The organism is Caballeronia sordidicola, assembly GCF_000729995.1.
GTDB lineage: Bacteria > Pseudomonadota > Gammaproteobacteria > Burkholderiales > Burkholderiaceae > Caballeronia > Caballeronia sordidicola_A.
Genome location: NZ_JNFG01000067.1, coordinates 1 through 10,452 on the forward strand (window position 1 = coordinate 1; position 10,452 = coordinate 10,452).

The following is a 10,452-nucleotide window of genomic DNA, read 5'->3' on the forward strand; positions in this document are numbered from 1 at the left end:
TGGGCCCACATGACAAACAGGACTGCCACGGCGCGAATCGCATCGATATGAGACATTCGATGGGGCATTACTCCGGCTGTCGTCTTCAACGATGTTCCCCTTGGAATAAAAGAACGTTCACCCGGATTGTTCCATCACGGCTTAATGCCTTGCTCGCCGTTGCAAACGTGCTTCGGGCGGTCTGTCTGCCGACACGCGCAGCTATTCGCACGACCGGCAAGCAGCGCATCGTAGCTTCGCGGATTTTTGGATTCAGTACTGCACCGAACAGAGGTTCAAGCAAAGGCGAGCCAGAACAACGCCATTCAGCGCTGCGTTTTTGTAACGGACCGGATTGCAAGCCTGGCGAGCTTGCGTACACATGTCGGCTTCGTGCGTATGGATAGCAGACCTTCGTGATGACGAGAAGGCAAAAGTGTTCTATCCCGCAGCGGCCGGAATTCTCAAGCTACCGGTAGCCCGAGCCCGCGCTTAACTCCAGCAGCCGCTTATTCAGCCCCACGCTGGCGCCGCGCGAGCTTGGCAAGACGACGCGCTGCGAGGCGCCACTCGTACGGACTCGTGGGGTCGAACTCTCGCAATTTCCGATACAGGTAGGGCAGGAAGCCGCCGCGGGAGCGAGACTCGCTTACGCGCTTGCCGCGCGACAGCATGCGGTCGGTGTGCCATGGGAACGACCTCACGCTGGTCGCCGCGCGTCGCGGCAGGCCGAACACGAGTGCGTACGCGTAACGTGGCGCGTCAGATTCGTTAGGGCCCGCGTGATGCAAAGTGCGCCCCGCATGAATCGTGCAGCCGCCGACCGCGAGCGGACAGACTACCGCGCTGGCGGGATCGAAGCCTTCGATACATTCAAGGCCGTGAGTGGTCGGGTCGCCCCCAATCGGCTGGTGTGGCAGCACGGGGCCGAGATGCGAGCCTTGAATAAACTGAAGGCAGCCGTTCACCAGCGATACATCCTGCAGCGGAAACCAGAGGTTGATCTCGCGGTATTCAATGCTCGGATCGGTGAACGCTTCGTCTTGATGCCACGGCGTCACCGCGTCGGTATGGGCCGGCTTGAAGAAGAAGCTGTCGCTCACGAAGCGCGCCTTTTCGCCGAGCAATTGCTGTGCGATCCGGTGCGCTGCGCGGCGTATCTCCGTCTCAGCGAGGCCGCGTTCAAACATGGATGGATGGTGCAACTGCGCGAGCTTCGGCTCGTCGAACTCGGTATGCTCAGGATAAAAGTCGAAAAGCAACCCTTCCCGAAAGCCTGATTTGTCTGCCAGCAAGCGTTGCCCCACCCGGCGCACCGCGGCAAGCTCTTTAAGGTCGGCTACCTGCTCCAGCTTCATGAAGCCGTCTTTCCAGAAGCGTTCTTTTTGGGTTGGCGACAAGGCAGCGGCGGTGGTCGAATCGTGCTTCAAAATAAGCCCCTGGTTCTAGTTAGATTTGTTGTCACTAGACCATGTTAAAAAGCACCACTCCGTGCGATTCAGCGCATAACACTGCATTTTCGATGTGCAGCGTGTTCGGGTCGAACTCGCGCCGGAAATAACACGCTGCCAGTCGTCCCTGCCGCAGCCGTTTTATGTGTTCCACATCACCCGCTCGTGCGGTGACAAACGAGCCATTCCAAGCGTCGCCTTCGGGAAATCCCTTAAATGAATCATTATATTTATGCGTTCCGTAAATAATGTATGCGCGAGCAACGTCAAAGGCTTGCAGCTTGTATTCAGCTTCTACTCAGCATTCATATATTTGGGCTGCGCATGAAAATTCGCGCGTGTTGATTTAACGTTGGGCGCCGCACATCTAGCATCACAAGCGGCAGTTACTCTTCTTACTGTGTGTAAGAATTTGAGCGATTGCCATTGACGTAGCGCATTTTCGCAAGAGGCATCGGGAGCATTCCGGACGTCGCGCCAAAACGAGCAAAAAGGCTGTTAGAGAGACTGCGAGGAAGGGGAAACCATGCAAAAAGCGTTGCTGTCGATTGTAATTCCTGCATACAACGTCGAGCATTTCATCGGCGCATCGCTGACATCGGCATTGCACCAATCGCGAGCAGAGGAGATTGAGCTCATTGTAGTGGACGACGGCTCAACGGATCACACGCTCGAACGAATCCGGGCAGTGCAAGAGACCGAGGCCGGCCGTCATATCAAGGTGATCCATCAGGAAAACCGCGGCGTGAGCGCGGCGCGCAATGCAGGCATCGCGTGCGCAACATGTCCGTATATCGGCTTTCTCGATGCGGACGATGTTTGGGACGTGCGTTTCTCTGAAATAATCCTGCCGCTGCTTAATGCCGACTCCGCCGATATCATCGAATTCAATCTCGGGATCGTCAATACGGACGGCATGCAGATCGACCGCATGCAGCTCGTCGATCCTGCAACGCTCGGCAAGCGTCCGTGCGATCTTCCAGCACTCATGGAATTTGCGAAGGTCTGCCAGGCATTTCCCGTCGCGCGCGTTTACCGGCGCGAACTATGGGACGGTGTCGACTTTCCAGTCGGCCGGGTGTACGAGGACTTCGCTACGATTCCGTTCATCTATACGCGCGCCCGCACGCTGTATCGCCTCGCCGACGAGCTCTATTATTACCGGCGCCGCGCCGGCAGCATCACGCAGCGAGCCACGCTGCATTCGGTGACGGGCATTGCGCTCTGTGCCGAAGAAGCGCTTGAACGTTGCGAAGCTGGTGCCATCGGTACACTGGACGCCTACTGGCTGGCGATCTTCCACAAGGCGTTTCGCTATGCGTGCATACAGGCGTCACGCGTACCAATGAACGCGTTGCGTGAATCGATGAAGATGATCGACGATATAGCCGCGCGCTACCGCCGCTTCGCGGGCACGCGGGGCACGCGGGGCGCCGGGACGCTTCCGGCGCTGCAGTATCGGTCCAGGATCTTTATCGATCGGCGGATCTTTCAGGCCAAGCAACTCGTCAAGCACACGTTCGGCCTTCAGCTCAGGCCGTCCCGCCAGGCGCCACGGGTAATCCAGCCCGAGCCGCAGGCGGGTCTATCATCGCGTGCGACCGCCAGCAGCCGTTGAGCGGCTTTGTCTTTCGGAAACCGATCATGCAGATTTACCCGATCCACACGAGTTTCACTGCCGGTGAATCCTTTGAACTTGCGGTGCAACCGAAGCGCCGCTTCGGGGTGGCGGTTTATCAGCAGGCCGGTGACGAACTGCTGTTGTTCTGCAGCGGCGTGGTGGTTGAGGGACAGAAGAATGTGAAAGCGACGCTGGTGGACGGGCACACCATGTTCGAATCGGCAGACAGCAACGAAGCTGCGCCGTTCGACCATGACTGGAACTGGCCAACCATCCGCATCCGGCCGGATCTGCCCGCTCACCAGGCGCTTTCAAGCGGCGCCTACGTGGCCGTCGCCTATGAAGTCACGGCGGCGGGCAAGCCGCGTGACGAAATCGGGCGCCGTTGCCTCGCCCGCAAGCCGGTGTCCGGCGCGCCGCCCGCGAGCGACAGCATGGCGCTTGTCGTTGCGCGTCCGCGAACTCCATCAGCGGCAATTGCTTATATTGTGCCGGTCGCAACCTATCACGCCTACAACTCCATTGGCGGCGGCTGCTACTACAACGACCCGATCCATCGCCGTCCGGCCGCCAAGCAAGTAAGCTTGCGCCGTCCAGGCGGTGGCTTCGGCGCGCAGCTCGGCGAGCCCGTCGATCCCTACGATCCCGCCTCGCCACGCCAGCAGTTTTCGCATTGGGACGCCAAGTTCATTCGCTGGCTGCAGGCGGAAGGCATCGCATGCGATTTCTACACCGACCTCGATCTTCATGAGAGAAGCGCGCTCGATCTCACGAAATATCGCTGCATGCTGAGCGTCGGCCACCACGAATACTGGAGCCACGAAATGCGCGAGCACGTGGCGCGCTTCGTCGAACAGGGCGGCAATCTTGCCGTGTTCAGCGGCAACACTTGCTACCGGCCTGTGAGGTTCACCTGCGACGCCGCAGGCAACCCTATCGGCATGTGCAAGCTCGCAGGCGACTGGGACTTGCTGACGGAAAAACCGAACAACGATCCACGCGCATGCGGAAACGAACGTCACCTGATTGGCTTGAGCTACACCTATGGAGGCGGCCATTACGGCAGGTGGAAACGCTGGCGCGGCGGCTGGATAAACCGCAAGCGCGAGGCAGTCGGCTTTACGGTCACGCAACCTGAACATTGGGTATTCACGGGCACTGGACTGAAGAAAGGCGAGACCTTCGGCGCCGACGACCGCCTGGTCGGTTACGAAGTCGACGGCCTGCCGACAGACGAGCCGCACAATGGCTTCGAGACGCTCGCCACCACCCGGCAACTCATCGGTTGGGAGATGGGCGGTATCGGCGCTTTCGGCATGTTCCGCCCAAAGAACCCGGCAGGCACGCTGAGCGAAGGCCAGGTATTCAACTGCGGAACGACGGACTGGGCGAGGGTGTTGCTCGACACCCAGGCCAAAAGCAATCTCGTCGTGCAGCGGATTACGCGCAACGTGGTGCGCCGGTTCATCGGCCTCTCGTTCGATGGCGCGTCGCATCAGGACAATAGAAGTGCCCCGCGCGAGGCGACCGAAACCCCTGCGGTCGACGACACCGCCGCGATCTGATCCTGCCGGGAACCTATCGTGGCAGCGAGGCTCAGTGCGCCGATGAGGTCGCAGGTTGGGGCTTTGTCGGGATCGAGCGTCAACTACTTGGCGCGTTGAGTTGGTACGCTCGTGCTACTCAAGTGTACATGCCAGATCCCGTTGGTCTTCGGGCGCTGCGCACGCGAGGCAACACGAAATGTGAACATGCGCACTCGCGCTTCAACCAAACCTATCTGGCAATTCAGTGCTTGTGAGGAGGCAGTGTCTCGTACACACCAGCCCGCGCCCCGGTGACGACGAAAAATAATAACCACCTGTAAAAGACCGAACCGTCACGAACAGCTTCGACACGGCCATGAGAGGTGGCCCTGGGAAACTGGACTTTCGAGCGCCACGGGCTGTGACGCGTTTGCCAAGCTGGGCGGCTGAGGGCCGTGATCCGTTACCGTAACGTGCCCTCCTGGCGCGGTGTTTCGGAGCCGAGAGCCCGCATACGTTGCAAGCCCAACTTTGGGCCGATTGTCTCGCGCGACACGTCCTTGTCGGCGAGACGGAGCGGCACGGAACAGGACCCGCGTTGGAATTGGACACGGTCATCCACGCAGTTTTCACCCGCCCGGCGGCAGCGGCAGCCTGGAATATATCGAGGTTCTGAAAGCGTTGGTGGGAGCGATGCGGCAACTTCGATCCGCCGCGCGTGCCTCGATGGCATCAGGCAGCCAATCAAGCAGCCAATCTGGCAGCCTGCCTTGCTCCGAAGCCTTTCGTCGGATACCGCTTACTTTACTAGTGAGCGGTCCCACGGCCGATTAACCGATTGACTCGAACCTCGCGTCGAACCCATGGCAAGCGACTCAACTCGGTGAGCCAGTTGCTTGGCTTGCCGACCGTCGGCGGACGCGCAAATTCGATATCAGCGCGGTTCATTCCTCGGCCCGATCTGCGAGCCACGCCTTGGTCCTCGCCGGTGCCGCAAGCGTCCCATTTGTGCGATTGATTTTTACAGCGGTACACGTTTAGCGACGCGTCATGCGAAAAGCGCCGGCCATGTGGATAAGCGGCGCGGCGCAGGTCATTCCTTCGAGCAACTACAAATGATAAAGACCAAATTTCCAGCGCATTCGTCGCGCTGGAAATCCGCGTCTCCCCAACGCCTTCCGTCAGTTCACTCCGTCGAATTGCTTGAAGTTTGTGGTGTATGCCGACGCATAACCGTAGTGACGATTACTCCAGCGCAGCGGAATGGCGTTGAACACCGCGCCGAAGATACGCGCGTCAGCCCTTTCCAGCTTCTTGACCGTCTCGGCGATTTCCGCTTCGCTCTGCATTCCCGAGCGAAGAACCAGAACCGTCGCGCCCGCTTCGCTTGCAACAATGGCCGGGTCAGTGACGGCGAGGAACGGAGGCGTATCGATGATCACCATATCGAACTGATCGCTAACCTGGCTGAGCAACGCCTTGAAACCGCGCCCCATCAGAAGCTCCGCGGGGTTCGCCGGGTAGGAACCGCAAGACATGAACGACAAGCCGTTGACACCGACGCCACGGATAACCTCGGATGGCTGCAAAGAGCCCGCCAGAACTTCTGAAAGCCCACCGTGATTGGATTGGTTGAAGTGAGCAGCCAGGTGGCCGCGACGCATGTCCGCATCGATGAGCAGCACGCGCGATCCAATTTCCGCTTGCAGGACGGCGATGTTGACTGCGACGAAACTCTTGCCGGCATACGGTGTCGGCCCCGTGAACATGACGATGTTGTTATGCGCATGAGCCGAGTTTCGGTTCAGGGCAGTACGAACCGTCCGAAGCGCCTCAACTGACAGATCATGCCGGAACCTGTCCGCCAATACTCGTGTCTGGCCACTTGTAAGCCGTGGATCGCTAATCGGATTGCCTGTTTTGTTCGGCACGACAGCTCGATAGGACAGCAGATTTCCGCCCTTGGAACCACCTCTGTTAAGCGACCATGCAATTTCTTTTTCAAGCAAGGCCTGTGGCTCGCTATAAAGCACTTCGCCAAACACGGGCACGCTCAAGCTGCGTTCGACAAAGAAGGGGTCGGTCACGCCAGTCATCACATGACGGCGCATGAACACCAGGAACGCGCCGATAAACAGGCCCAACCCTGCCGCGGCCGGTATAACCAGCATGCGGTTCGGCCTCACAGGAACACGGGGACGCTGTGCGACGTCGACAATATGCGCGCCACCCGTCGTGCTTGCACGACGCACCGTCAGTTGTTCTTTCTTGTTGACCATTTCGACGTAGACCGCTTCAGCCACCTTCGCATCGCGCGTAAGGTCCGCATTTTTGCGCTGGGAAGCGGGCATGTCGCTAAACCGCGTGTCGAACGTAGACTTCCTGTTCTGCAGTTGCTCAATTTGCTCGTCGATGTTCCTTATCCACGGGCTATCGGGTGTGTACTTAAGCAACAGTTGGGTACGCTGAATTTGCAATGTCGCGATCTGTTTCTGGAAATCGAGTCCGCCTTTCAAATACGCATCCGCTTCGGTCGTCGGCTCGAGAGACCTCGATGACGATTGATACGTGCTGAGACTTTCCTCCGTGCGCGCGAGTTCGGCGCGCACTCGCGGCAATTCCTGGTTGATGAAATCCAGCGTCTTGCTATCGTCGCGCTGACGGCTTTCAACCGCCGACGCAATGTATTGCCGGGCGAGTGCGTTAGCAACGTCGGCGGCCGCCCAGGGGTTCTCGTCGTGATACGTGAGTTGTACGATGCTCGTGATCGCGCCCTTGCCCTTGCTGGTGACCTTCATATCGCGTTTGAACCGGTCGACGGCGTCCAGCAAATTCCAGCGAACCACCTTGAACTCGGTTCCCGGCCGTGCGACGAGTCGCGAGATTGACATCGAAACACCGTTCGATGCCGCCGGTTTGCCAGCGGTCCCGGTCAGCAGGGTTTCGCCGGACGGTCCCAGCAGTTCGTAACCATCGTCACCTTGTGCAATCAGCTTCAGCGGCTCGTTTTCGAGCGACTGGGGCACCTCAAGCGAGCCGATATGAACGATTTCGCCGCCCCATGCAAACGATGTCAATCCAAGCCAGGGGCTTGACGGCTGCCCCAGCTTCGCGAATTTCTTGGAGATTGCGCTTAAGATCGGAAAGGATTTTGGCGTCACGCTGACATCAAATCCGAAACCCTGGATGACCGGATCGAGGACCGAGCGACTTTGCATTACTTCGAGTTCCGCGCTCCCGGTGGATGCATCTGCCGGGGCCGGGGGATTTTGCTGATTTATAGCTGAAAGCCCGAGGGCGTTCGGTTCAGGCGTGTCAACGCGCACCATGACGTCCGCGGAGTACACGGGCGTCGCGAGCGTCACATAGGCGATCGCGAGAGCGACCGCCACGGCTACGCTCCCTACAATCGTCCATACGTGATCCCGCATTAAGTTGAACAAGTCGGTGGCCGAGAAATGGCTTTCGCCATTCACGGCGCTAGAAGAGTCTTGGCTGAAATGAAGGGTGTTCACTGGCATCGTCCTTTGTTCGAAAGCGTCGTCAGCCGGAGCGTCCGGTTAGACCAGACGCGTTTGGCGCCTCACGTATTGGGCAAGTTACAAGGCGTTCACTCGGCTAAACGCCTAGGCAACGCCCGAATGTGAATCTACGGTCAGAGGATTACTTACCAGAGCACTTGGCGTCTGTTAGCTAGCGCACGTCTGTTAACTCCCGATCCACACATCGCCTCGGTGGCCGCACCGCCGCGGGTTCGCCGCTGGATCAAGGCGCTTTGCAAGCGGGCCGGGCTCACCGCTTATCAAGTCCGATTCCGCAGATCAACTCCACCCGCCACGAGCGACAGCTGGTCCTCCGCGATCTTGAAACGCGGCGTGGCGAGGATGCAACGAGACCCGTTCCCTGACCCTCTCGCAAGCTCGCTGCCACCAGACTGCAGCGACGTGCTTTGGCTGTGCCGCGACGCCTGCATATGCGCCACACATACCTCACATATACGCCACAGATCATCCGGTCGAATTGCTTGGCGATATGTGCCTTGCCGCACGGTAGCAGCCGTTATTGACCACTACCGTAACGTCTGAATAGAGCAATCTCGATCGAACACTCAAGCGCAACGGGAGTGGTGTGCGCCACGCGCTGACGCTGAGTGCCCGTTGCCGGCGAGCACTTTCGTGCTTGCGATGAAAGCGCGAGATTCCCGCGATCCGGGTTGTTTATCGATCCACCTTTTGAAGAGAGCAGCATGAAAGCACAGCTAATCGCTGGTGAACGTGCCGGGGAATACCTGAACACAATCAAGACCGCTGAACCGCGGCCGTGCGCCGTTCGGACCGTGGATTCAACGTTCTTACCGGCGATCGCTGAAAGCGCAATGCACCGTGAACGCCAGTTATTCGAGGGGCGTTCGGCGAATGAACTAAGGACGCAAAACGCATTCGCGATGCGGGGCATGAGCTCTGGCTCGATCGAACGAGCGGCGAGCATCGTCGTAGCGGAGGTCTTATGAAATTTGCGATCAACGGCAAATTTACCGCGCAGCGCATCACTGGCGTCCAGCGGGTCGCCTACGAACTCACGCGAGCCTTGCAAGCGGGCGATCTCCCTGCAGACGAACTCGAAGTGGTGGTGCCGTCGGACGCGGCCGGCTCCGGCCTGGCACTTAAACGCACGCGCATGTGCTCATGGCTCAAGGGAAACCTATGGGAGCAAATCACGCTTCCCTTAGTGACTACTCACCAGACGCTCATCAGCCTGTGCAATACCGGTCCTCTTTTTAAGAGCAACCAGATCGTGATGCTTCACGATATGGCTGTCTACGACGTGCCCTACGCATTCTCGAAAAAATTCAGGCTCTGGTACAAACTGAAATTTTCGATCCTGCATCGGCAGGCGAGGGTGATCCTGACAGTGTCGGCCTTCTCGAAGGCGCGCATTTGTCATCATCTTGGCATTGACGAAGCGCGTGTGGCGGTGATCCCCAACGGCGCTGACCATCTCGACCGCGTCGTCAGCGACCCCGCTATTCTTCCGCGGCTGGGACTAACGAAAGATTTGTATTGCGTCATTGTAGGTAGCCTCGATTCGCGCAAGAACTTGCAGCGAGTCCTCGATGCGGTGCCGCAGCTCGATCAGTTCCGCCATATAAAGTTTGTTGTCGTGGGCGGCGCCAATACCCGCGTGTTCGGTTCGAACCAGGTCGAGCAGCACCAGTCGGATCAGGTCGTATGGGCGGGTTTCGTCACGGATGGCGAGTTGAAGGCGCTCTACGGCGATGCATCTTGCCTGGTATTTCCTTCGCTCTATGAGGGCTTCGGATTGCCGCCACTCGAGGCCATGTATTGCGGCTGTCCGGTGATTGTGTCGAATGAGGCGTCGCTTCCTGAGGTTTGCGGCGAAGCTGCCATGTATTGCGACGCGACATCGATTGAAGACATCGCCGCCAAGATTTCACTGATGCTCGGCGACAAGGAATTACAGCAGCGGTATCGCGAAATGGGCTTACGCCACGCTCAGCAATTTAGATGGGACCGGGCTGCGAGCAAGTTGCTGCGAGTGTTATATGGCGAGGCCTACGCGAAAGCACCGCAGCTCGCGGAGCGTCCGACGACCGGGTAAGTCCGCCGACCCGGCGGGCTTCAGGCACCGGCGAAATGGCTTCAAAAATGGTGCGCACACCGTTAGCGCCGGTCCGCCGGCATTCACTTGCCCGCGTCAGTGTATTTGATGCGTGAGATGCATACGTCCGAAGCTCACGTGTGTGCGCAAGCGTTTAGGAATGAACCGATCCGGGTGAACGTTCTTTTATTCCAAGGGGAACATCGTTGAAGACGACAGCCGGAGTAATGCCCCATCGAATGTCTCATATCGATGC

The 10,452-nt window shown here is 58.7% G+C and carries 5 protein-coding genes; 3 read left to right on the plus strand and 2 right to left on the minus strand.

Annotation, left to right across the window (positions count from 1 at the left end):
* Positions 1-488: 488 nt before the first annotated feature.
* The gene (locus tag FH08_RS0133280; protein ID WP_051888732.1) at positions 489-1,337 is read right to left on the minus strand and encodes a phytanoyl-CoA dioxygenase family protein; all 849 of its coding nucleotides are present in this window, start codon (positions 1,335-1,337) and stop codon (positions 489-491) included.
* Between the two features lie 619 nt (positions 1,338-1,956).
* On the opposite strand from FH08_RS0133280, the gene FH08_RS0133285 reads away from it, so the two are divergent.
* The gene (locus FH08_RS0133285) at positions 1,957-3,048 is read left to right on the plus strand and encodes a glycosyltransferase family 2 protein (RefSeq protein ID WP_035567786.1); all 1,092 of its coding nucleotides are present in this window, start codon (positions 1,957-1,959) and stop codon (positions 3,046-3,048) included.
* A 26-nt stretch (positions 3,049-3,074) separates the two neighbouring features.
* Entirely contained in the window at positions 3,075-4,616 is a 1,542-nt protein-coding gene (locus tag FH08_RS0133290; protein WP_051888733.1) for a N,N-dimethylformamidase beta subunit family domain-containing protein, read from the plus strand.
* Between the two features lie 1,142 nt (positions 4,617-5,758).
* Here FH08_RS0133290 and FH08_RS0133295 read toward each other — a convergent pair.
* Positions 5,759-8,098 (minus strand): polysaccharide biosynthesis tyrosine autokinase, encoded by a 2,340-nt coding sequence (locus FH08_RS0133295; RefSeq protein WP_081889657.1) that lies wholly within the window; start codon positions 8,096-8,098, stop codon positions 5,759-5,761.
* 985 nt (positions 8,099-9,083) lie between these two features.
* On the opposite strand from FH08_RS0133295, the gene FH08_RS0133305 reads away from it, so the two are divergent.
* Complete coding sequence (locus tag FH08_RS0133305) at positions 9,084-10,196, plus strand: glycosyltransferase family 4 protein (protein ID WP_031362517.1); 1,113 nt, start codon at positions 9,084-9,086, stop codon at positions 10,194-10,196.
* The last annotated feature ends 256 nt before the right edge of the window (positions 10,197-10,452 follow it).

Bases quoted from the DNA above. Each gene is read 5' to 3' on its own strand.
- FH08_RS0133280 (WP_051888732.1), bottom strand. From the start codon at position 1,337: ATGAAGCTGGAGCAGGTAGCCGACCTTAAAGAGCTTGCCGCGGTGCGC.
- FH08_RS0133285 (WP_035567786.1), top strand. From the start codon at position 1,957: ATGCAAAAAGCGTTGCTGTCGATTGTAATTCCTGCATACAACGTCGAG.
- FH08_RS0133290 (WP_051888733.1), top strand. From the start codon at position 3,075: ATGCAGATTTACCCGATCCACACGAGTTTCACTGCCGGTGAATCCTTT.
- FH08_RS0133295 (WP_081889657.1), bottom strand. From the start codon at position 8,098: ATGCCAGTGAACACCCTTCATTTCAGCCAAGACTCTTCTAGCGCCGTG.
- FH08_RS0133305 (WP_031362517.1), top strand. From the start codon at position 9,084: ATGAAATTTGCGATCAACGGCAAATTTACCGCGCAGCGCATCACTGGC.